The 21166-nt window shown below is 68.6% G+C and carries 19 protein-coding genes; 5 read left to right on the top strand and 14 right to left on the bottom strand.

Annotation, left to right across the window (positions count from 1 at the left end):
* Positions 1 to 394 precede the first annotated feature (394 nt).
* The 5 genes from AC1D1W_RS06065 to AC1D1W_RS06045 all read right to left on the bottom strand — a co-directional run bounded on the left by AC1D1W_RS06065 (position 395) and on the right by AC1D1W_RS06045 (position 5847).
* Positions 395 to 1420, bottom strand: a complete 1026-nt coding sequence (locus AC1D1W_RS06065) for a glycerate kinase (protein WP_476943216.1) — start codon at positions 1418 to 1420, stop codon at positions 395 to 397.
* Positions 1421 to 1424: 4 nt separating this feature from the next.
* A complete protein-coding gene (kce, locus tag AC1D1W_RS06060; protein ID WP_028275471.1) occupies positions 1425 to 2357 on the bottom strand; it encodes a 3,5-dioxohexanoate:acetyl-CoA acetone transferase in 933 nt (310 codons plus the stop codon).
* A gap of 94 nt (positions 2358 to 2451) precedes the next feature.
* Entirely contained in the window at positions 2452 to 3216 is a 765-nt protein-coding gene (locus AC1D1W_RS06055) for an SDR family oxidoreductase (protein ID WP_476943215.1), read from the bottom strand.
* Between the two features lie 85 nt (positions 3217 to 3301).
* Complete coding sequence (locus AC1D1W_RS06050; RefSeq protein ID WP_476943214.1) at positions 3302 to 4621, bottom strand: MFS transporter; 1320 nt, start codon at positions 4619 to 4621, stop codon at positions 3302 to 3304.
* Positions 4622 to 4788: 167 nt separating this feature from the next.
* Positions 4789 to 5847, bottom strand: coding sequence for a LacI family DNA-binding transcriptional regulator (locus tag AC1D1W_RS06045; RefSeq protein ID WP_476943213.1), 1059 nt, complete (start codon positions 5845 to 5847; stop codon positions 4789 to 4791).
* Positions 5848 to 6285: 438 nt separating this feature from the next.
* On the opposite strand from AC1D1W_RS06045, the gene clpB reads away from it, so the two are divergent.
* A complete protein-coding gene (gene clpB / locus AC1D1W_RS06040) occupies positions 6286 to 8955 on the top strand; it encodes an ATP-dependent chaperone ClpB (protein WP_476943212.1) in 2670 nt (889 codons plus the stop codon).
* 16 nt (positions 8956 to 8971) lie between these two features.
* Here the strand turns inward: clpB and AC1D1W_RS06035 are convergent, their stop codons facing one another.
* Positions 8972 to 9742, bottom strand: a complete 771-nt coding sequence (locus AC1D1W_RS06035; protein ID WP_243180650.1) for a septum formation family protein — start codon at positions 9740 to 9742, stop codon at positions 8972 to 8974.
* 293 nt (positions 9743 to 10035) lie between these two features.
* Here AC1D1W_RS06035 and AC1D1W_RS06030 point away from each other — a divergent pair, with 293 nt between their 5' ends.
* A complete protein-coding gene (locus AC1D1W_RS06030) occupies positions 10036 to 10269 on the top strand; it encodes a DUF3073 domain-containing protein (RefSeq protein WP_018774150.1) in 234 nt (77 codons plus the stop codon).
* Positions 10270 to 10542: 273 nt separating this feature from the next.
* Positions 10543 to 11325, top strand: a complete 783-nt coding sequence (locus tag AC1D1W_RS06025; protein ID WP_243180651.1) for a VOC family protein — start codon at positions 10543 to 10545, stop codon at positions 11323 to 11325.
* 92 nt (positions 11326 to 11417) lie between these two features.
* Here AC1D1W_RS06025 and purM read toward each other — a convergent pair whose 3' ends face one another.
* From purM to AC1D1W_RS06010, 3 genes are all read right to left on the bottom strand, one after another.
* Entirely contained in the window at positions 11418 to 12587 is a 1170-nt protein-coding gene (gene purM, locus AC1D1W_RS06020; protein ID WP_476943211.1) for a phosphoribosylformylglycinamidine cyclo-ligase, read from the bottom strand.
* Positions 12584 to 14257, bottom strand: a complete 1674-nt coding sequence (gene purF / locus AC1D1W_RS06015; RefSeq protein WP_028275477.1) for an amidophosphoribosyltransferase — start codon at positions 14255 to 14257, stop codon at positions 12584 to 12586. The genes purM and purF overlap by 4 nt, the downstream gene beginning before the upstream one ends.
* 64 nt (positions 14258 to 14321) lie before the next feature.
* Positions 14322 to 14702, bottom strand: a complete 381-nt coding sequence (locus AC1D1W_RS06010; protein WP_243180653.1) for a hypothetical protein — start codon at positions 14700 to 14702, stop codon at positions 14322 to 14324.
* Positions 14703 to 14791: 89 nt separating this feature from the next.
* Between AC1D1W_RS06010 and AC1D1W_RS06005 the strand changes: the two genes are divergently transcribed.
* Entirely contained in the window at positions 14792 to 15640 is an 849-nt protein-coding gene (locus AC1D1W_RS06005; protein WP_476943210.1) for a class I SAM-dependent methyltransferase, read from the top strand.
* Positions 15641 to 15689: 49 nt separating this feature from the next.
* Here AC1D1W_RS06005 and bcp read toward each other — a convergent pair whose 3' ends face one another.
* Positions 15690 to 16169, bottom strand: a complete 480-nt coding sequence (bcp, locus tag AC1D1W_RS06000; RefSeq protein WP_243180655.1) for a thioredoxin-dependent thiol peroxidase — start codon at positions 16167 to 16169, stop codon at positions 15690 to 15692.
* Positions 16170 to 16409: 240 nt separating this feature from the next.
* Here bcp and AC1D1W_RS05995 point away from each other — a divergent pair, with 240 nt between their 5' ends.
* Complete coding sequence (locus tag AC1D1W_RS05995) at positions 16410 to 17360, top strand: serine hydrolase (RefSeq protein WP_476943209.1); 951 nt, start codon at positions 16410 to 16412, stop codon at positions 17358 to 17360.
* Positions 17361 to 17411: 51 nt separating this feature from the next.
* On the opposite strand, the gene AC1D1W_RS05990 is transcribed toward AC1D1W_RS05995, so the two are convergent.
* The 4 genes from AC1D1W_RS05990 to AC1D1W_RS05975 are packed head-to-tail and all read right to left on the bottom strand — an operon-like array spanning position 17412 to position 21166.
* Positions 17412 to 17909: a peroxiredoxin gene (locus AC1D1W_RS05990; RefSeq protein WP_243180658.1), complete on the bottom strand. Its 498-nt coding sequence runs from the start codon at positions 17907 to 17909 to the stop codon at positions 17412 to 17414.
* A 44-nt stretch (positions 17910 to 17953) separates the two neighbouring features.
* Positions 17954 to 18619 (bottom strand): winged helix-turn-helix domain-containing protein, encoded by a 666-nt coding sequence (locus AC1D1W_RS05985; RefSeq protein WP_476943208.1) that lies wholly within the window; start codon positions 18617 to 18619, stop codon positions 17954 to 17956.
* Positions 18616 to 19959, bottom strand: a complete 1344-nt coding sequence (gene allB / locus AC1D1W_RS05980; protein WP_243180660.1) for an allantoinase AllB — start codon at positions 19957 to 19959, stop codon at positions 18616 to 18618. The genes AC1D1W_RS05985 and allB overlap by 4 nt, the downstream gene beginning before the upstream one ends.
* On the bottom strand, positions 19952 to 21166 hold the full coding sequence (locus AC1D1W_RS05975) for a glycerate kinase (RefSeq protein WP_476943207.1): 1215 nt from the start codon (positions 21164 to 21166) through the stop codon (positions 19952 to 19954). Before AC1D1W_RS05975 ends, allB begins: the two co-directional genes overlap by 8 nt.

The raw sequence follows: 21166 nt of genomic DNA, 5'->3' as shown, positions 1-21166 counted from the left end.
TTCGCGCCACCGAGCTCCGCTAGGCCGGGCTTCACGGAGTTGGTTTGCGCAAGTTGTCGCTGGGGGACATGTCCAGTTTTCAGCCAATCGTGCGGCCGCGGGAGGACATGTCCAGTGGTCACGTCCGGCTGCGGGGGACATGTCCAGTCTTCAGGTCCGGGGATGAGCACAAAGGGCGTATGTCCACTGGCACGGGGCAGCAGAGGGCATGCCCGGTGGTCACACGTGGCGGGGATGGACATGTCCAGTTTTTGGGCAGTTTTGCGGAGCACGGGAGGACATGTCCAGTGGTCACGTCCGGCTGCGGGGGACATGTCCAGTCTCCAGGTCCGGGGATGGGCACAACGGGAGTATGTCCACTGGCGCGGGCCAAGGGAGGACATGTCCCGCGGACTCACAGGTGAGCAGGCGCGGCAGGAGCAGCACCAGCAGCATGGGAAGCCGCCGAAGCCGCACGGGCCAGTTCCGCCCCCGCGGCCTGCATGGCTGCCGGATCTCCGGCCACGATGATGCGGGCAAAGCTGTCGGCGTAGTCGCCGAGGTCCGGATCCACCGATCCCACCACCGCGTACACCGGCGTGGTGCCGGCACGGGCCAGGATGGCACCGATGATCTTCCCCTGGCCGGTCTGGGAATCCAGCCGGCCCTCGCCGACCACCACGGCGCTGCTGGCAGCCAGTTGCGCGTCGAAGCCCAGCAAATCCAGCACATAGTCCGCCCCTGACACCAGGCGGGCGCCGTAACGGGCCCACATTCCGCCGGAGAAGCCACCCGCCGCCCCGGTCCGGTCCACCAGCCGGGGATCGCGGCCGTAGTCCCGGGCGAACTCCGCCGCGAGCAGCTCGAGTTTGTGTGTCAGCAGCTCAACAGCGGCGGGCCCGGCTCCCTTCTGCGGCCCGAACACGCGTGCGGCGTCGGAAAAACGCGTCGTGACATCGCTCAGGATCACCAGCTCGGCGCTGCGGAGCCCGCCGCGTTCCTCGATCGCGGCGATGGCGCCGGCCCCGCCGTCGGTGGTGGCCGAGCCCCCTGCCGCCACCACGATGCGGCGTGCGCCGTGCCGGGCGGCCTCCGCGATCATGACGCCGGTGCCGTACGTGCTCGCCGTCAGCGGGTCCCGGCCGCCGGCGGACGGCAGGTTGAGGCCGCTCGCGACGGCCAGTTCGACGACGGCGGTCCCGGTGGGGGTGAGCCCGACCGCCGCCTCGACGGGTTCGCCCCACGGCCCGACCGTGGTGACAAGGACGGGTCGGGCGTCCAGACCGCGGGCGAGGGCCTCGGTGGTGCCCTCGCCGCCGTCGGCCACGGGCAGCTCGCGGGCCGCCGCGCCGGCCGAGCGGATGCCGGCCGCGATGTGCCCGGCCACCTCGGCCGCCGTGAAGGTACCCTTGAAACTGTCCGGGGCCACCAGGATGCTCATCGGCTCAGAACCCTACGTTTTCCCGGCCCTTGAGCTGCAGCATCTGCCGCGCCTCGTCGGGGGTGGCGACCTCAAAGTTGAGGGCTTCCAGGATGGTGCGGATCCGGGTGACCTGTTCGGCGTTGGACGCGGCGAGCTGGCCAGGACCGATCCACAGGGAATCCTCCAGGCCCACCCGGACGTGGGAGCCCATGGCGGCGCCGATCGTGGCGAGCGGCATCTGGTTCCTGCCGGCGCCCAGGATGGACCACTCGTAGTCCTCGCCGAGCAGGCGGTCCGCCGTGCGGCGCATGTGCATGAGGTCCTCGGGGTGCGCGCCGATGCCGCCGAGCAGGCCGAAGACCGACTGGACGAACAGCGGGCCCCTGGCCAGCCCGCGGCCGTGGAAGTGCGCGAGATTGTTCAGGTGCGAGATGTCGTAGCACTCGAACTCGAAGCGGGTGCCGTTCTGGTTGCCGATGCCCAGGATGGTCTCGATGTCCTGGAAGGTGTTCTTGAAGACGAGGTCGCGGCTCTTTTCGAGCCCTTCGCGCTCCCAGTCGTGGCCGAACTCGGTGAAGCGGTCCAGCATCGGGTAAAGCCCGAAATTCATCGAGCCCATGTTGAGGGAGGCAAGCTCCGGCTTGAACAGCGCCGCCGGCTGCATCCGCTCCTCGACGCTCATGTGCGGCGAGCCGCCCGTGGTGATGTTGATGACGGCGTCGGTGTTGCGCTTGAGCTTGTCCAGGATCGGGGCGAAGTGCTCGGGGTCCTGGGAGGGGCGGCCGTCCCTGGGGTCGCGGGCGTGCATGTGCACAATCGCGGCGCCTGCCTCGGCGGCGCCGATCGCGGCGTCGGCGATCTCGTCGGGGGAGACGGGCAGGTGCGGGGACATGGACGGGGTGTGGATGGCGCCGGTGACGGCGCTGGTGATGATGACCTTGCGGGCAGCAGCCATGGGAATGTCTCCTTGGTGGGCAGGGCGGGGCAGTGTGGGTGCGGGGCGGGCGGCGGCCTCGGGCGGACCGGCTCCCCAGGCAGTTCAGGTCAGGTCAGTAGAGCTTTTCGGTGTTGCCGTCCACCGCCAGAGCCTGGCCGTGGACGTTGCGGGCCATGTCGCTGGCCACGAAGGCGGCCATGTTGGCGATGTCCTCGGCCTCGATCAGCCGGCCCAGCGAGGACTGGTTGTGGTACAGCGCGGACACCTCGTCCGCCGGCAGCTCGAGCATCCGGGCTTTGGCGGCGATGACGGAGTCGATGCGTGGGCCGTTGACGGCGCCGGGGCAGATGGCGTTGACGCGGATGCCGTCCGGGCCAAGTTCGATCGCGAGGGTTTTGGTCAGCCCGACGACGGCCCACTTCGACGCCGAATAGGCGCTGCGGCCGGCCATGCCCAGCCGCCCGGCGGCCGAGGACAGGTTCACGATAGAGGCGCCGCGGCCCTCGCGCAGCAGGGGCAGGGCATGCTTGATGCAGAAGAACTGACCATGGATGTTGACGTCGAAGGTTGCCTTCCACGCCGCGGCGTCGAGGGATTCCAGGGGCCCAGTGGGCCCGGCGATGCCGGCGTTGTTGACGAGGACGTCGAGGCCGCCCATTTCGACCCGGACGGTGTCCATGAGTTCGCGGACCTGGCCCTCGTCCGAGACGTCGCTGACCGCGGCAAGGAGCCCGTTGACGCGGGCCTTGTCGACGGCGTCGGGGTCGATGTCGGTGACGAAGACGGTGGCGCCGAGTTCCCGGAACTTGCTGGCGATGGCCAGGCCGATGCCGTTGGCTCCGGCCGTGACGAGAATGCGCTTGGCGGTGAAATCCATGAGTAGTCCTTGCAGTGAGATGGCTTGCGGACCCGTCCCGAACGCGCGGCGCGGCGCGTCCGGAACGGGCGGTGGGAGCAGTGCGTCAGTGGGCGGCCGGAACAATCGCGGGCTTCTCCGTGCCGCGCTTGAGCAGCAGGGACAGCAGCGCGCCGATGACGCACATGCCCACGATGAACCACAGGCCGGAGAGCTTGGAGCCGGTGGCGTCCTGCATGAAGCCCATGACATAGGGGCCCAGGAAGCCGCCGCAGAGGCCGATGGTGTTGACGAAGGCGATGCCGCCGGCGAGGGCGGCGCCGCTGAGGCGGGTGGCCGGGTAGGTGAAGAGGATCGGCTGCAGGGCGAAGAAATTGAAGGCGGCGAGGCAGAAGCCGATCATGCCCAGCAGCGGCCCGCCGACGGCGCCGAGGGCGAAGCCTGCGACGATGCCGGTCATGGTGCCGGTGACCAGCATCCGGGAGCGGCGGCCGTCGGTGGCGAAGCGGGGGACCAGCAGGGCGCCCGCCGCGGAGAAGATCCACGGGATGGCCGTCAGCAGGCCGATCTGCAGCGGGCTGAGCTTGCCGTACGTGCCGATGATGGAGGGCAGGAAGTAGGACAGGGCGTAGACGGCGATCTGGTGGGTGAAGTAGACGCCGACGACGAGGAGGATCTGCTTGTCCTTCAGGACATCGCGCAGCAGGTGGTTGCCGGAGGCCGCGGCGCCGGCGGTCTCCTCGGCGGCGATGCGGGCCTCGAGATCGGCGGATTCCTCGGCGGTGAGGAACGTCGCCATGCTGGGGCGGTCCGGGAGCTTCTTCCAGACGACGTAGGCGAGGACGCAGGCCGGGAGTCCTTCGACGAGGAACATCCACTGCCAGCCGTGCAGGCCGCCGAGCCCGTCAAAGGTCAGCAGCAGCCCGCCCAGCGGGGCCCCGACAATGTTGGCGATGGAGACGCCGAGCAGGAACATTCCGTTGGCCTTGGCGCGGTCCTTGACCACGAACCACTGCGTCAGGAAGTACATAACGCCCGGGAAGAGTCCGGCCTCGGCCACGCCGAGCAGCATCCGCATGATGTAGAAGGACCATTCGCCCTGGACGAAGGCCATGCCGGCGGAGATGATGCCCCAGGTGATCATGATCCGCATGATCCAGAACCGGGCGCCGACCTTGTGCATGATCAGGTTGGACGGGATTTCGGACAGGGCATAGGTCAGGAAGAACAGCCCGGCGCCGATGCCGTACGCGGTGGCCGAGATGCCGAGGTCGATCTCCAGCCGGTCCTTGGCCATACCGATGTTGGTGCGGTCCAGGAAGGCCATGATGTAGGCGCCGATCAGCAGCGGCATGACGCGGCGTAAGATCACGCCGTTGATTTCCTGTGGTGTGCGCATCTTCTTTGTTGCGGTTACAACTGACATGGGTCGGGGTCCTTGGCTCGTTGGCGGGATAGGTGGTCAGGGAGGGCATGCGGAAAGGGCAAACGGGAGGTAGGCGGCCGCGGCAGTGCGCGCGGCGCGTGGTGCGTCAGGGTCGCGGGAACGGGTGGGGCTGGCCGCGGACGGGCCGGCCCGCGCGTGGCGCGGCCTCAGCTGTCAGGAGGCGTGCAGCCGCACGTCCGCCCGACGTGCAGGCGGTGCCGGCACTCTTTCGAGGTGTAGGTGGCGGACGGGGAATCGATGCGTTTGAGCAGCATGGCGAACGCMTCGTTGGCCATTTCCTGCTGCGGTTGGACAATGCTGGTCAGGTTGATCAGCCCGGAGCGGCTGTGCGGCAGCCCGTCACAGCCGGCGACGGCGACGTCGTCCGGGATGCGAAGGCCGCGCGACAAGGCGTATTCCATGACGCCGATGGCAAGCTCGTCGCTGCCGCACACCACGGCCTGCGGCGGCGTTTCGGCAGAGAAGAGCCGCTCTGCCGCCAGCCGGCCGCCCTCGTTGTTGACCCTGGTGCTGATCTTCCGGTCGCCGCTGATCGTGATGCCCGCCGCGGCGGCTGTGCGGACAAACGCCTGTTCGCGGGCCAGGGAGGCCGTTGAGAACCGGGGGCCGATCACTGTGGCGATTTCGGTGAAGCCGTGGCTGAGCATGTGCTGCATCAGCGTGGTGGCTGCCGCGTCGTCGTCGATCCCGACGAAATCCGAGTCGAGGAAGTCCGCCCTGCGGGACAGGCACACGTAGGGGATGCGGGCCGCCCTCAGCGTGCGGAGCGCGGTGGCGTCGTCCCGGAGCGAGGCGGCCAGGATGATGCCATCGACGTTGCGGTGCGCGAGTGTCGAGGTGACCTGGGCGAGCACCTCCGGATCGTCCTGGGTAGTGGCGACGAACACTTCGTAGCCGGACTCCGCCGCGGCCGTAATGACGCCCTGCGCCCAGCGCGGAAACATCGGATTGATGATGTTCGGCAGGATCAGCCCGATGACCCGGGTCCGCTGCGGGTCGGTTGACTGCGACGGCTTACGGGGCCTGAAGCCGAGCTCGTTCGCCACGTGGATGATGTGGCGCCGGGTCTCGGGCGAGACGCCGCCTTTGCCGTTGAGGACGTAGGAAACCGCAGCCGAGGAAACCCCTGCAGCGCGGGCCACGGCAGCGGCCGAAACCGGCGGTACGGGGCCGTCGACGGTGGCGCTTATGGCGTGTTCGTGCATGTCCGGCCCTCCTTCGCGTCGGTTCGTTTTGCTGTGACCCCAGTTACAGTAAGGAGCCCGCCGATCGTTAAGCAACGTTAAGTCATTCACGCGGGCCGCGCAGGCTAAGGGCCGCCGGGCATGCTCATTGTTCACGCCCGGCTCGAGGGGACATGCCCAATGTTCGTGCCCGAGCCGGGGGGACATGTCCAGCCGTGGGCCCGGGCGCTGGGCATAGTGGCACTATGCCCACTCTTCGGGCGCGGGGGAGGGCATGTCCCGCGGCGGGGTGCGCGGGTGAGGGCATGTCCCGCGGCGGGGGGCGTCCGGGTGGCCGCGGGCGGCCGGCCCTAGACAGGCGTTTCGCTGTCGGCAAACATGGAGCCAGCCTCCCTCATTTCAAAGTTGAGCGATGTAGACTCAACTTTGATATCAGGACCATTCCGGAAGGAGCCCTCGTTGGACGCCAAATTCACCACCAAGAGCCAGGAGGCCCTCGCTGCGGCCGCCATGAACGCCTCGACCGCGGGCAACCCGCAGCTCGAGCCCGCTCACTTGCTCAAGGCCCTCATGGACCAGCGGGAGGGCGTCGCCGTCGCGCTGCTCCGCGCCACCGGCGCCGACCCGGACGCCGTCAGCGTCCAGGCGAGCACCGCCATCAAGGCCCTTCCGTCGACCTCCGGGAGCAGCGTGCAGCAGGCGCAGTTGTCCCGGGCAGGGCTGCAGGCGATCAAGAATGCCCAGAACGAGGCCGAGCGGCTCGGGGACGCCTTTGTTTCCACCGAACACCTGCTGCTGGGCCTTGCCGCCGGGACCGACGGCGTCGGGAAGCTCCTGCGCCAGGCCGGCGCCTCCCACGAGGCGCTGCTGGCCGCCCTCCCGGGCGTCCGCGGCGACCGCAAAGTGGACAACGCGGACCCGGAAAACTCGTTCCAGGCGCTGGAGAAGTACGGCACGGACCTCACGGCGGTCGCCCGCTCGGGCAAGCTGGACCCTGTGATTGGCCGCGATGCCGAGATCCGGCGGATCATCCAGGTCCTGAGCCGCCGCACCAAGAACAACCCCGTCATCATCGGCGAGCCCGGCGTCGGCAAGACCGCCGTCGTCGAGGGTCTCGCCCAGCGGATCGTGGAAGGCGACGTGCCCGAAAGCCTGCGCGGCAAGACGCTGATCGCCCTGGACCTCGCCTCGATGGTGGCCGGGGCGAAGTACCGCGGCGAATTCGAGGAGCGGCTCAAGGCTGTCCTGGAGGAAATCAAGAACTCTGAGGGGCAGATCGTCACGTTCATTGACGAGCTCCACACGGTGGTGGGTGCCGGCGCCACCGGGGACAGCTCCATGGATGCCGGCAACATGCTCAAGCCCATGCTGGCCCGCGGCGAGTTGCGCCTCATCGGTGCGACCACGCTGGACGAGTACCGGGAGAACATCGAGAAGGACCCCGCCCTGGAACGCCGCTTCCAGCAGGTCTTTGTCGGGGAGCCCAGCGTGGAGGACACCATCGGCATTTTGCGCGGCCTCAAGGAGCGCTACGAGGCGCACCACAAAGTTGCCATCGCCGACTCCGCCCTGGTTGCCGCCGCCACGCTCTCCAACCGGTACATCTCCGGCCGGCAGCTGCCGGACAAGGCGATCGACCTCGTGGACGAGGCCGCGTCCCGGCTGCGCATGGAGATCGATTCCTACCCGGAGGAGATTGACCAGCTGCGCCGCTCCGTGGACCGCCTGACCATGGAGGAGTTAGCCCTCGCAAAAGAGAAGGACCCTGCCTCCGTGGAGCGGCTGGCTACACTCCGCGCGGACAAGGCGGACAAGAATGAAGAACTGGCCGCGCTGAACGCCCGCTGGGAAGCCGAGAAGGCCGGCCTCAACAGAGTGGGAGACCTGAAGGCCAAGCTGGACGAACTCCGCTCGGCAGCGCAAAAGGCCCAGCGCGAAAGCGATTGGGAGACCGCGTCGAGGATCGAGTATGGCGATATTCCTGCCCTTGAGCGGGAACTCAATGTGGCCGCCGAAGCGGAGTCGGCCCGGGTGGCCGGCGGCGGGGCCAAGCAGGATCTCATGGTGGCCGAAGAGGTCACCGCCGACGACATCGCCGAGGTGATTTCGGCCTGGACCGGCATCCCCGCGGGGCGCATGCTCCAGGGCGAAAGCCAGAAGCTGCTGAACATGGAGCACGTGCTGGGCGAGCGGCTGATCGGCCAGACGAAAGCCGTCGCCGTGGTCTCCGACGCCGTGCGCCGCGCCCGCGCCGGGATCAGCGACCCCAACCGGCCCACCGGCTCCTTCCTGTTCCTCGGCCCCACCGGCGTCGGCAAGACCGAACTCGCCAAGTCCCTCGCGGACTTCCTGTTCGACGACGAGCGCGCGATGGTGCGGATCGACATGTCCGAATATTCGGAGAAGCACTCCGTCGCCCGGCTCGTCGGGGCGCCTCCCGGGTACGTCGGCTACGAGGAGGGCGGCCAGCTTACCGAGGCCGTGCGGCGGCGCCCGTACTCCGTGCTGCTGCTCGACGAAGTGGAAAAGGCCCACCCGGAGGTCTTCGACATCCTCCTGCAGGTGCTCGACGACGGCCGGCTCACCGACGGGCAGGGCCGCACCGTGGACTTCCGCAACGTGATCCTGGTGCTCACCTCGAACCTGGGAAGCCAGTTCCTCGTGGACCCCAACCTCGACGCCGCGGCCAAGAAGAACGCCGTCATGGCCACGGTCAACGCTTCTTTCAAGCCGGAGTTCCTCAATCGGCTCGACGAAGTGGTGCTGTTCGATCCGCTGAGCGTGGAGGAGCTCTCCCGGATCGTGGAACTGCAGGTCAAGGAGCTGGGCGAGCGGCTCAAGGGCCGCCGGCTGAACCTCGAAGTTACCGAGGGTGCCCGCGCCTGGCTGGCCGTATCCGGCTTCGATCCCGCGTACGGCGCGCGGCCGCTGCGCCGCCTGGTGCAGCGCGAGATCGGCGACCGGCTCGCAAAGGCCATCCTGGCCGGCGAAATCGCCGACGGCGACACCGTCCTGGTGGACACCGCGCCGGACCTGATGGAACTCACCATGGGCGGCCTGGGGGACAGGGAGCTGACCAGCGGCGGGGCGGCCACGGGCACCGGGCTCTCGGTCCGGCGCAAGGAGTAGGCGCCGCCGGGCAAGCCTAGGGCAGCAGGGACTCCTTGATGACGTTTCCACCGTTCGCCGCGGCGTAGCAGTCGACCCGCCGGTCGCCCATCTCCCAGCTGCGCGGGCTCGGGTAGGCCAGCTTGTAGCTCAGGTCGTAGTCGCCGGCCTTTGCCGTGAGCGGAGCCGCCTTGCAGGCATCGCGGGCCTTCTGCTTGAGCTGGTCCCGGCCGGGGTACGAGTCATCTGGCCCGTATTTTTCCACCGCGACCAGCTGCGCCGAGTGGCCGGTGGCGCAATCCACGACGGTGGACTGTTGCGCATCCGGGTCGAAGTCCTTGAAGCAGTCCCGCAGCTGGAAGTCCAGGGGGCTGACGCCTTCCAGCGGCAACGCCCCGCGGCTGGCGGGGGCGGACGCCGACGAAGCGGCGGGGGCCGGGCTGTCGTTGTCCGCGGAGGCCTGGCCGCTGCCGGCAATTGCGGCCACAGCCCACCAGACCAGAAGCGCAAGCACCACGAGGACCGCCGCGGCCACGCCGAGCCGCTTTGGCCCCTGCCGGCGGATCCGGCGGACCAGGGGACGTGCCCGCCGTGAGAGAGCCTTCTTGGTGCGTGAGAGCGCTTTCCTGGCGCCGGCGAACGCGGTGCCGGCAAGGGCCGGGCGCGCGGGCTTCGCCGCTGCGGGTGCCGCCGCAGGATTCGTGGGCCGCGCACGGTCGGCTGTAATGACGGGCAGGGCGGACGTCGGCGGCCTCGAGGGCGGCGGCGGGATAGTCCCGGCGTCGTTCCTTGGATTCTCTTCGGTCACTGAGAAATTCACCACTTCCGTGCGTCTTTGCCGGGGCTGGAGGCCCGGCGTAGCGGCCCTTTTCTGGGCGCACATCACGAAACTCTATCGAAGATGCGCGGCACCGCGCATGCGCCAGCGGCTGCGGCCACCGTTGCGGGAGGCGCCACACTGTCCACAGGGGGCGGGCCGGCGAGCAGTTGGCGCCGAAAGCATGTAATCTAGGTGTACGACAAATTGACCAAACATTCCGGGGCCTCACCGATCGCCAAAAGGTGACCACCTCCGGTCCAAGTACAAAAGGGGGTCACGCCATGGGGCGCGGCCGTCAAAAGGCAAAAGCTACCAAGCAGGCTCGGGACATCAAGTACTACTCCCCGAACACTGACTATTCGGCCCTTCAGCGCGAGCTCACGGGCCCGGGAAGTCGTGCCACGAGCCACTTCGCGGATGACCCGGTTGAACCGGATTATTCAGCGTATGTGGATAAGTACGCGGACGATGTGGAAGACGACGACGACGAGGTTGATTCCCGTCGCATAGGTTAGTCGACGCTTCCTTCCGGCAGTTTTCTCCGGGGGATCCATCCGGCACCGCGATGCCAGCCAAAGATTTTCGGGCCGCCGGCCACACCTGTAACAGGCGTGGCCGGCGGCCTTTCTTGTGCCCGCAGCCGTCCGTATCCGGGCCGGCCGGCTGGCCCGCGCTGCGCCGCGGATGAGCGCGGATGAGCCGGCGCAGTTGTCACCGGCGGGGCGCCGGGCTAGGTTGTTCGTGCCGGATTTTCCCGGACGCCACACCGATGCCCCGGAAGGACTGCCATGACCATGCGCAAAGGATTCGCCGAGGGCGAGCTCTGCTGGACGGACCTCCAGACCCCCGACGTGGAGACGGCGAAGGTCTTTTACTCGGAGGTTTTCGGCTGGCGGTTTGAAGACCTGCCCACTCCGGACGGACGCAGCTACGCGAAAGCCTTCCTGGGCGACGACCTGGTTACCGTGCTCGCTCCGCAGAACCCACGGCAGGAAGCCGCGGCCGAACCGGGCCGGTGGAACGTGTACTTCGCGGTCGACGACGCGCGGGACCTGGCCACCGAGCTGGCCCATTCCCCCGGGCACCTTGAATTCGGCCCCGAGGAGATCGGTGACACCGGCGTCATGGTCTTCTTCGCCCCGCCCGGCGGCGGAACCACCGGGGCCTGGCAGGCCGGCAGCCACATCGGAGCCGGCCGGAGCCAGGAGGCGGGCACCTTGGCCTGGGCCGAACTGCTCACGCCGGAACCGCAGGCCGCCGTCGGCTTCTTCCAACAGCTCTTCGGGCACGACGTCACCGAATACCCCCAGGACGACGGCGGCACCTACTCCACGCTCATGGTGGGCGGCGCCGAGGTGGCCGGCATCGCCCGGGTCCCCGGCGACGCGCAGGACACGCTCGAGCCGGGGTGGCAGGTCTACTTCGGCGTCTCCGACGTCGCAGCGGCGGTGCAGGCTGCGGTGGCCGCGGGCGGAGTCGTGCTGATCGAACCGGACGAGATCGAGGAAGCCGGCACCATCGCCACCCTCAAGGATCCGCAGGGCGGCGTCTTCAGCCTGCTGGAGGTTTAGGGCCGCGGCTTAAACGGATCGAGTGCTCCCCACGGGCCGTTCTGAGCGTTCAAAACGGCAGCTGGGGAGCACTCGACATGGGTCGGGCCCGTTTAGGCGTAGGCGTTGACCAGCCTGACGGCGCCGCCGTCGACGCCCTTGGCGCCCTGGACGTAATCCGGGCCGGTTTTGAGGACCGCATCCGAGTTCTGCTCGACGGTGCCCATGATCCAGGACGGCAGGCCGCGGTCGTTGAGCCGGTTCACGGCGGCGTCGGCCGCTTCCGGCGAAACAATGGCGACCATGCCCACGCCCAGGTTCAGGGTGCGCTCGAGGTCGGCCAGCGGGACGTTGCCGAGCTCGGAAACCAGCTTGAAGATGGCCGGGAGCTCCCAGGTGGAGCGGTCGACGGTGGCCAGCAGGCCCTGCGGGAGGACGCGGGCGAGGTTGGCTGCGAGGCCGCCGCCGGTCACGTGGCTGAAGCCGTGGACGGCCTTGCCGGCCGCGGAGCCGTTCACCGGGAAGGTGCGGGCGAGGTCCAGGCAGTCCGCGGCGTAGACGCGGGTGGGCTCGAGGAGCTCCTCGCCCAGGGTGCGGCCGAGCTCGGAGACCTGGCGGTCCAGGGCCCAGCCGGCGTGGTTGATGACGCGGCGGACCAAGGAGTAGCCGTTGGAGTGCAGGCCGGAGGAGGCCATGCCGATCACCACGTCGCCGGCGCGGACGCGGTCCGGGCCGAGCAACTGGTCGGCCTCGACGACGCCGGTGGCGGCACCGGCGACGTCGTACTCGTGTTCACCGAGCAGGCCGGGGTGTTCGGCGGTTTCGCCGCCCACCAGGGCGGTGCCGGCGACGGAGCAGGCGGCCGCGATGCCGCGGACGATGTCGGCGATGCGCTCCGGGACCACCTTGCCGCAGGCGATGTAGTCAGTCATGTACAGCGGTTCTGCGCCCACGACGACGATGTCGTCCACCACCATGCCGACGAGGTCGTAGCCGATGGTGTCGTGGATGTCCATGGCCTGGGCGATTGCCACCTTGGTGCCGACGCCGTCGGTGGAGGTGGCCAGCAGCGGGCGCTTGTAGGTCAGCAGCCGGGAGACGTCGTAGAGGCCCGCGAACCCGCCGACGCCGCCGATCACCGAGGCGTTGTGGGTTGCCTTGACGGCGTCCTTCATGAGTTCGACGGCGCGGTCTCCCGCTTCGACGTCGACGCCGGCGGAGGCGTAGGTGATGCCGGCGTTCTGGGCGGCGTTCATGTCAGCGGCCGGGGAGGCGGAAGTCATACTGGCTCTTTCTTGTCGGCTGTGGTGACGCGGTCGGCATCGGTGAGCAGTTCTTCGAATTCTGAGTCCGGCCCCGGATCGCAGCCGGTGGCGCCGGCCTTCTCGGCCGGATCGTCGGAGATCGACGTGCCGGGTTCGGCGTCGGACGCTGCGGAGGCCGCGGGCGCCGCGCCGGAAGCAGCCGTGGCGGGCGGGAGGCCGCCGAGGTCGGTGCGCTCGAGCAGGTTCTTGCCGAGCTTGTCCGCGCCGGGCAGCTCGATCGGGTACTTGCCGGTGAAGCAGGCGGTGCAGAGACGCTCGCGCGGCTGGCGGGTGGCGTCGATCATGCCGTCTTCGGAAATGTAGGCGAGCGAGTCGGCGCCGATGGCCTGGGTGATCTCGTCGATGGTGGCGCCGTTGGCGATCAGTTCCGCCCGGGAGGCGAAGTCGATGCCGTAGAAGCAGGGCCACTTGACCGGCGGGGAGGAAATCTTGATGTGGACGCTTGCGGCGCCCGCCTCCCGGAGCATCCGCACGATGGCGCGCTGGGTGTTGCCGCGGACGATCGAGTCGTCCACCACCACGACACGCTTGCCGCGGATCACGGATTCGAGGGCGTTGAGCTTGAGCCGGATGCCGAGCTGGCGCAGCGTCTGCGAGGGCTGGATGAACGTGCGGCCCACGTAGGAGTTCTTGACGAAGCCGTGCGCGAAGGGGATGCCCGATTCCTCGGCGTAGCCGACCGCAGCGGGGGTGCCGGATTCCGGCACGGGGATGACGATGTCCGCTTCCTGGGTGTTTTCGCGGGCCAGCTGGCGGCCCATTTCGACGCGGGATTCGTACACCGAGCGGCCCGCAATGGAGGCGTCCGGGCGGGCGAGGTAGACGTATTCGAAAACGCAGCCGGCCGGCGTCGCCTCGGCGAAGCGCTGCGAGCGGACGCCGTCCTCGTCGATCGCGATGAATTCGCCGGGTTCGATTTCGCGGATGAAGCTGGCGCCGACGGTGGCGAGGGCGGACTGCTCGGAGGCAACCACCCAGCCGCGTTCAAGCCGGCCCAGGCACAGCGGGCGGATCCCGTAGGTGTCGCGGGCCGCGTAGAGGGTGCCCTCATCCATGAAGACGAAGCAGAAGCCGCCCTTGATCTTGGGCAGCAGCTCCATGGCCGTCTGCTCCAGGGACTTGCCCTCTTCGCCCTCCAGGAGCGCGGTCACCAGGGCGGTGTCCGAGGTGTTGCCCTGCTTCATCTCGCCGCTGAGGTTCCCGCCGTTGCGGTCCTCGATCATCGCCTTGAGCTCGGCCGTGTTGGTCAGGTTGCCGTTGTGGGCCAGGGCCACGGTGCCCGTGGACGTCGCGCCCAGGGTGGGCTGGGCGTTGGCCCAGTGGCTCGCACCGGTAGTGGAATAGCGGCAGTGGCCGACGGCCAGGTGCCCGGTCAGGGTGTTCAGCGTGGTCTCGTCGAAGACCTGGGAAACGAGGCCCATGTCCTTGTAGACGTTGATCCGCTTGCCGTCGCTGGTTGCTATGCCAGCCGACTCCTGACCGCGGTGCTGCAGTGCATACAGCCCGTAGTAGGTGAGTTTTGCTACTTCTTCACCGGGTGCCCAGACCCCAAAGACGCCGCATGCGTCCTGAGGGCCTTTTTCGCCTGGGAGAAGATCATGAGAAAGTTTTCCATCGCCGCGTGCCACTGGTCGATTATCTCACGATGTGCGCTAAGACTTTTCCGGCGGCCGGTTTATGACCTGACGCCCTTCAGCGGAGGTTCCCGCTGCGGCCCTCGTCGTCGGCGTCCGGTGCGGATTCGACGACGGCGTGCTCGGCGCGGCGGACGCTCCGGCGGTCCAGGACCAGGGCGGTCGCGGCACCCACGATGACGCCGCCGGCCGCGCAGAGGACCATGAAGAAGCCGAAGACCGAGGAGCGGTCGAAGCTCGGGTCACCGGGCAGGGCGTAGGCGATGATGGCCGCGACGGCCACGCCCAGGAGCCCGCCCAGGATCAGGAAGGGAACATATTTCGGGGCCCGGCGGACGGTGACCTCACGGCGCTCCGGAACGCCGCCCTGAACGTTGCCCTGTGCCGGTTCCCGCTGGGGGTCGTTGCCTGCTGTGCCGGGGGTTTCGTGGGGAGACATGCCGTTAAGCCTACTGCCCTTCGACTCATTGCCGCGGACCGCATCCCAGAGCAGACTAGGGCTAGGTACAGACGAGCTAAGGATCCGCCATGTTAGCCTCAGCCGACCGTGTTCGTGAGGAGCAGCGCTTGCTCTGGGATGAATTCTCGGCGGGCTGGAAGAAATGGGACGCGGAACTGCTCGGCTGGCAGGCCCCGTTCGGCGACGCCCTCCGCCAGGAGCTCCGGCTCCGCCCCAACTCAGCGGTGCTGGACGTCGCGGCAGGCACGGGGGAGCCCGGCCTCAACGTGGCCGCGCAGGTGCCGGAGGGCCGCGTGGTCCTGACTGACATTTCGGCCGGAATGCTCCGGGTGGCAGAAGAGAAGGCATCGGCCCGGCGCCTGAACAACCTGGACTTTCAAGTGTGCGATTCGGCCGCCCTGCCGTTCCGCAACAACACGTTCGACGCCGTGTACAGCCACTTCGGTTTGATGTTCTTCCCGGTGATGTCCGCGGCCATGGCAGAGATGGCGCGCACCGCGAGGCCGGGCGCCCGGGTGGGCGCCGTCGTCTGGGGGCGCGCGGCGGCAAACCCCTGGGCCAGCCTGATCCTGGGCACGATTGCCCGGCACCGGGAACTGCCCATTCCGCCCGCCGAGACTCCCGGGCTGTTCCGCTGCGCACCAGCGGGTTTCATGACCCGCATGTTCAAGGAGGCCGGGCTGGCCGAGGTGGCCGAGCACCAGGTCAGCACCGACCTGGTGCACGAATCCCCGGAGAGCTACTGGGAGTTCATGACCGACATCGCGACTACCGTGGCGATGGGCCTGGCCAAGGCGGACGCGGAGTCGCGGGCCCTGATCCGCTCGGATGTGTTCGCTCTGCTGGGCCGCTACGAGCACGACGGCGCGATCCGGCTCCGGTCCACCGCCACCGTGGTGGCGGGGACCAAGGTCTAGCCAGGCGGGCGGCCCCGGACTGTTGGCGACGCTGCGGGGCGGTGCGGCGTCAGACGCCCAGCGCTTCCTTTAACGATGCCACGTGGCCCTGGGCCTTGACCTGGTACTGCGCCAGTTTCACGTTGCCCTCGGGGTCCAGCACTACGGTGGAGCGGACGATGCCCTCCGTGACCTCGCCGTGGACCAGCTTCTCGCCCCACGCGCCGTAGGCGAGGGCGACAGCGTGGTCCTCGTCGGCCAGGAGCGGGAAGGTCAGGGCGAAGTCGCCGGTGAAGTGGGCCAGGGCTTCGGGGGCGTCGGGGGAGATGCCCAGGACTTCGTAGCCTGAGCCCTGCAGGGACGCGAGGTTGTCTCGGAAATCGCACGCCTCGGTCGTGCAGCCCGGGGTCGCGGCCTGCGGGTAGAAGTACACAATGACGTTCTTGCCGCGGTAATCGGCCAGGGCCACCGGCTTGCCTTCGGCGTCCGGCAGGGTGAAATCCGGGGCCGGCGTGCCGGGCTGAAGCTTGACGGTCATGTTTGCGCTCATGATGATCCTTCGGGGAGGGGACAATGGGTCTGTGATGCACAACATCGTGGACCCAGGCTGTATTCCGCCGGCTGAGCCTGGCAAGGACCCGTCCGGGGCGGCTTTGGCAGGCTTGGGGCCGACAGCTTTTTCATAGCTCCGGCATAGCTGCCGTAGCTAGATTGAAGTCATTATGGAACAGCAAAATCCACAGCAGCGACGATTTGGATTCGGGCGCACTTCCGGCCGCGGGCGCGTCGAGTGACCGTCCGGCCACGGGCCCTGATGGGTGCGGTCTGTGCAGCAGTGCTCGCGGTCGTCCTGGCCGCAGGTATCTATTCCTTTGCGCAAGCCCGCTTGACGGCGGCGAATCCCACGGCGGCGAATCCCACGACGGCGAATCCCACGACGACGTCGGCCGCGCAGTCTGCCGCGACGACAGCTGAGGCCGGTGCTTCGCCGTCAGCCAGTCTCAATGCTGCGGTCCAGGCATCCGGCCCGGCGTCGGGCGCGGTGGACGCGGCCCTGGACGCGCGCATCCAGGCCATTCTCGCTGCCAACAGCCAGTACCAGATCGGCGTGGCGCTGGTCGGCCTCTCCCAGGGCGCCGGTTCCGCGGACGTCCACGAATACGGTGTCCGGGAGAAATTCGTGGCCGCGAGCACAGCCAAAGTCCTGGCCGCGGCGGCCTACTACCACTTGGTCGAAACCGGGGCGGCCAGCCTCGATGACCCTTTGGGGAGCTACACCGCCGGCTTCCAGCTCCGGGAGATGATCCAGCAGAGCGACAATGACTCGTGGTCGCTGATCATGGACGCAGTGGGCCACGAGGAACTGACAGAGTACGCGGCGTCGCTGGGTGTGAGCTATGACCCGGAAACCAACACGCTGACACCGGCGGAAATGGCGACCATCGTCTCCCGCCTCTACTCTGGGACGCTCCTGAACGCCGACCACACCGCCGAGCTGTTGTCCTATATGCAGGACACCAACTACGAAACACTCATTCCCGCCGCAGTGCCGGACGGGATCACGGTCTTCCACAAGTACGGGCTCCTGGGCGGTGAACTGCACGACGCCGGCATCCTCGCCCGGGACGGCACCGCATACGCCCTGGTGATCTACACCAAGGGCAAGGACCTGAGCGACGTCCCGGAACGCACTGAAGTGATCCATCAGCTGACGCAGGCGGTGGCGGGCGCCGTCTTCTAGGCTGTTTCCAGCCCGCGCATGTCCGGGTCCGCCCGCATGGCGTCCGAGCCCCTAGATGCCAAGCTCCTCCCGCAGCGCCCGCACGTGGCCCTGCGGACTGACGTGGTATTGCGCCAGGACCACGTTGCCATCGGGACCGACAACCACGGTGGACCGGACCGTGCCTTCGCGGACCTCGCCGTCCATCAGCTTCTCGCCCCAGGCGCCGTACGCGAGGGCCACAGCGTGGTCTTCGTCCGCGAGCAGGGGGAACGTGAGCGCATGTTCCGCGGCAAAGGCGGACAGGGCCTCCCGGGCGTCGGGTGAGATGCCAAGGACCTCGAAGCCTGCGCCGTGGAGGGCAGCGAGGCTGTCGCGGAAGTCGCAAGCCTCGGTGGTGCACCCGGGAGTGGCTGCGCGGGGGTAGAAGTAGATGATGACGTTTTTGCCGCGATAATCGGCCAGGGAGATCCGGCGGCCCGCAGCATCTGGCAGCGTGAACCCGGGTGCTGGATCTTCGCTGTGCAGCTTAGTGATGGCGTGCAGCTTGGTGGTCACGGTGGATTGCATGCAGTTCCTTCGATCGAGGGTCGGGATGGTTGTGGCAGCGGAGCTCAGATGCTGTATTCCGCTGGTCCGCGGACCGTCGCCCGCGGACTGGGGACGAAGCGGTAGCCGCCGCTGCGGACGGTGACGACGGCGTGCCGGCAGCCCTTGAGTTTCCGGCGCAACCGGCCGACGTACACGTCGATGGACCGGGTTGCCGCGCCCGGGGTGTCGAACGCGTCGAGGCAAAGCTGCAGCTCCTGCCGGCTTACCGTGCGGGAGCAGTTCTGCACGAGACATCTCAGAAGCGTGAACTCCAGATCCGTCAGGGGCACCCGCTCTCCATCCAGCCTGGCGTCTCCGGCCGCGAGGTCGACGGCGAGCCGGCTGATGCTGCCGGGGACGGGCTCCAGGCCCGCCCCGCCGGTGTCCCCGGCGGGATCTGCTGTTCCCGCCGGGGTGCCGTCGTCTCCGGGGGACCGGACGACGGCGGATGTTGCGGCTCCGGCGGCGGGCCTAAAGTGGACTTCCGCCTCCGGGGCACATCTGAGGGCGCGGCCGAGCACGAGTTCGGCCGCGCGGGCCAGGCACACCGGGTCAACCTCGGAGTCGTCCGGCACCGTGACCCAGACCGCCAGTCCCTTCGCGGTGAGGCCGGCCTGCCGTGCCTGCCCGTTATGCCGGGCCCGTCCGTGAACGGCGGGCGGGGTGCCGGCCACGGCCGCCTGGCTCACACGCCGCCGCGGCGGATCAGCTTGCCGGCCGGGGTCCGGCCGTCGATCAGGGTGCCGCGGAGGTAGGTCTGCCGGACGACGCCGGAAAGCGCCTTACCGTCATACGGGGTGATGGGGTTCTTGTGTTTGAGCTTGGAGACATCCACAACGAAAGCCTCGTCCGGGGCAAATACGGCGAGGTCGGCGTCGTATCCCAGCGCCAGTTGGCCTTTATTGCCAAGGCCGGCGAGTTGGGCCGGCTTTGCCGCCATCCACGAGAGAACCTGCTCGAGCGGGATGCCGCGGTGTCGGGCCTCGGTCCAGATCAGTGACAGGCCCAACTGCAGCGAGGAGACGCCGCCCCAGGCCACGGCGAAGTCACCGTTTTCCAAGTCCTTCAGGTCCAGGGTGGACGGGGAGTGGTCCGAGACGATGCAGTCGATGGTGCCGTCCTGCAGGCCGGCCCACAGCAGTTCGCGGTTGGAGGCTTCGCGGATCGGCGGGCAGCACTTGTAGGCGGTGGCGCCGTTCGGGATTTCCTCGGCCGTCAGCGTCAGGTAGTGCGGGCACGTTTCCACGGTGAGGCGAACGCCGTCGCGCTTGGCGGTGGCGATCATGGGGAGCGCGTCGGAGGAGGAAAGGTGCAGGATGTGGGCGCGGGCTCCGGTCCAGCGGGCCCGTTCGATGACCTCGGCGACGGCCTTGTTCTCGGCCCCGCGCGGGCGGGAAGCCAGGAACGTGGAGTAGTGGTCGCCGCCGGGGTGGGGCGCGTGGTCGATCGCGTGGGAGTCCTCGGCGTGGACGATCATGAGCGAGTCGAAGGACTTGAGCTCGGCCATGTCCTGTTCCATTTCGTCCGCTTCCAAGTGCGGGAACTCGTCCACGCCGGAGTGCAGCAGGAAGCATTTGAAGCCGAAAACGCCCTCGTCGTGCAGCGGCCGCAGTTCGTTCTTGTTGCCCGGGACGGCTCCGCCCCAGAAGCCGACGTCCACGAACACCTGGTCCCCGGCCACCTCCCGCTTCAGTTTCAGGGCCTCCACGGTAGTGGTGGGCGGGATGCTGTTCAACGGCATGTCAATGATGGTGGTGACGCCGCCGGCCGCTGCCGCCCGGGTGGCGGACGCGAATCCCTCCCACTCGGTCCGGCCGGGCTCATTGACGTGCACGTGGGTGTCCACGAGGCCCGGCAGGAGGGTCTCGTCGTCGGCAAGCTCAATGACTTCACGGCCGGAGAGGCCGTTGCCCAACGGCTCGATCGCGACAATCACGCCGCCGCGGATGCCGACTTCCCGGGCGGCGATGCCGGCGGTGGTCAGCACCCGCTGCCCGCGGAAGACGACGTCGTAGGTTTCTTCAGACACTGAGGGTCTCCTTTCCCGGAGCACTGTCCAGGGCGCGGGCGCCCTGCGCGGAGGGCGCCACGTTGGCCAATTGCTCGCCGAGTTGCCGGCCGAGGCGCTCCAGCAGCGCCGCGGCGTCGGTTATACATGTGTCTACATTGCTTTCCAGCTCCGTCAAAGCGTGGACTGCGAGGAACCCGGAACTGCTGATCTGCTCCGGGGTCAGGACGGACCGGCCGCACACCGCGACCACCGGAACCTTGGCGCGGCGCGCCGCCCGGGCAACGCCCACCGGAGTCTTGCCCAGGAGGGTCTGTTCGTCGAGGCTGCCTTCGCCGGTGATCACCAGATCCGCGCCGGCCAGCCGCTCGGCCAGCCCTGTGAATTCGAGGACGACGTCGATGCCGGGCCGGCGGGTCGCGGCCAGCACTGCGATGGCTGCGTAGCCCACGCCGCCGGCAGCCCCGGCACCCGGAGCGTCCGCAGCCTTCCGCGCGCGGGGCCCGATTTCGGCGCAGAGCACGTCCACAAAGCGGCCCAGGGCGGCGTCGAGGGCTGCTACGTCCTCGGGGGTGGCGCCCTTCTGCGGGCCGAAGATCGCAGCGGCGCCTTGGGCACCAAGCAAAGGGTTGTCGACGTCGCTGGCGAGTACGAAGCGTGCCTCGTCCAGGCGGGCATCGAAGCCGGAGAAGTCGATCCAGGCCAGCCGGGCCAGGGCCGCACCGCCGGGCGGAAGTTCGTTGCCGTCGGCGTCGAGGAGCTTGGCACCGAGTCCCTGGAGGACCCCGGCGCCGCCGTCGGTGTTGGCGCTGCCGCCGACGCCCAGGATGATCTGCCGGCACCCGGCGTCGAGCGCGGCCCGGATCAGTTCGCCGGTTCCCTTGCTGCTGGCGCCATTGGCGGAGTCGGAATCAGGGCGGCCGCCCCCGCCGCCGGGCAGGACGGCGAGGCCGGACGCGGCGGCCATCTCAATGACCGCCTCGCGTCCGCGGACCGCGAACTCCGCCCGGATCGGCGCTCCGGTGGGGCCGCTGACGACGGCGCTGCGGCGGGTGAAGCCGGAGCCGACGGCGGCATCGAGGGTGCCCTCGCCGCCGTCGGCCACGGGAATCCGCAGTACCTCCAGATTGCCCCCGCAAGCCCGCTGCAGCCCTGCTTCGAGGTGCCGGGCGACGTCCGGGGCCGAGAGCGATCCCTTGAACTTGTCCGGCGCTATGACGACGCGCAT

This window comes from Arthrobacter sp. P1_B4 (assembly GCF_056406555.1).
Note: the sequence above shows the minus strand (reverse complement) of the source record. Positions and strands in the feature narration are given on the sequence as shown.

Bases quoted from the DNA above. Each gene is read 5' to 3' on its own strand.
- AC1D1W_RS06065 (WP_476943216.1), bottom strand. From the start codon at position 1,420: ATGAGCATCCTGGTGGCCCCGGACAGTTTCAAGGGTACCTTCACGGCG.
- AC1D1W_RS05990 (WP_243180658.1), bottom strand. From the start codon at position 17,909: ATGCAATCCACCGTGACCACCAAGCTGCACGCCATCACTAAGCTGCAC.
- AC1D1W_RS06005 (WP_476943210.1), top strand. From the start codon at position 14,792: ATGTTAGCCTCAGCCGACCGTGTTCGTGAGGAGCAGCGCTTGCTCTGG.
- bcp (WP_243180655.1), bottom strand. From the start codon at position 16,169: ATGAGCGCAAACATGACCGTCAAGCTTCAGCCCGGCACGCCGGCCCCG.
- purM (WP_476943211.1), bottom strand. From the start codon at position 12,587: ATGACTTCCGCCTCCCCGGCCGCTGACATGAACGCCGCCCAGAACGCC.
- AC1D1W_RS06025 (WP_243180651.1), top strand. From the start codon at position 10,543: ATGACCATGCGCAAAGGATTCGCCGAGGGCGAGCTCTGCTGGACGGAC.
- AC1D1W_RS05975 (WP_476943207.1), bottom strand. From the start codon at position 21,166: ATGCGCGTCGTCATAGCGCCGGACAAGTTCAAGGGATCGCTCTCGGCC.
- kce (WP_028275471.1), bottom strand. From the start codon at position 2,357: ATGGCTGCTGCCCGCAAGGTCATCATCACCAGCGCCGTCACCGGCGCC.
- AC1D1W_RS06055 (WP_476943215.1), bottom strand. From the start codon at position 3,216: ATGGATTTCACCGCCAAGCGCATTCTCGTCACGGCCGGAGCCAACGGC.
- AC1D1W_RS06010 (WP_243180653.1), bottom strand. From the start codon at position 14,702: ATGTCTCCCCACGAAACCCCCGGCACAGCAGGCAACGACCCCCAGCGG.
- AC1D1W_RS06050 (WP_476943214.1), bottom strand. From the start codon at position 4,621: ATGTCAGTTGTAACCGCAACAAAGAAGATGCGCACACCACAGGAAATC.
- AC1D1W_RS06030 (WP_018774150.1), top strand. From the start codon at position 10,036: ATGGGGCGCGGCCGTCAAAAGGCAAAAGCTACCAAGCAGGCTCGGGAC.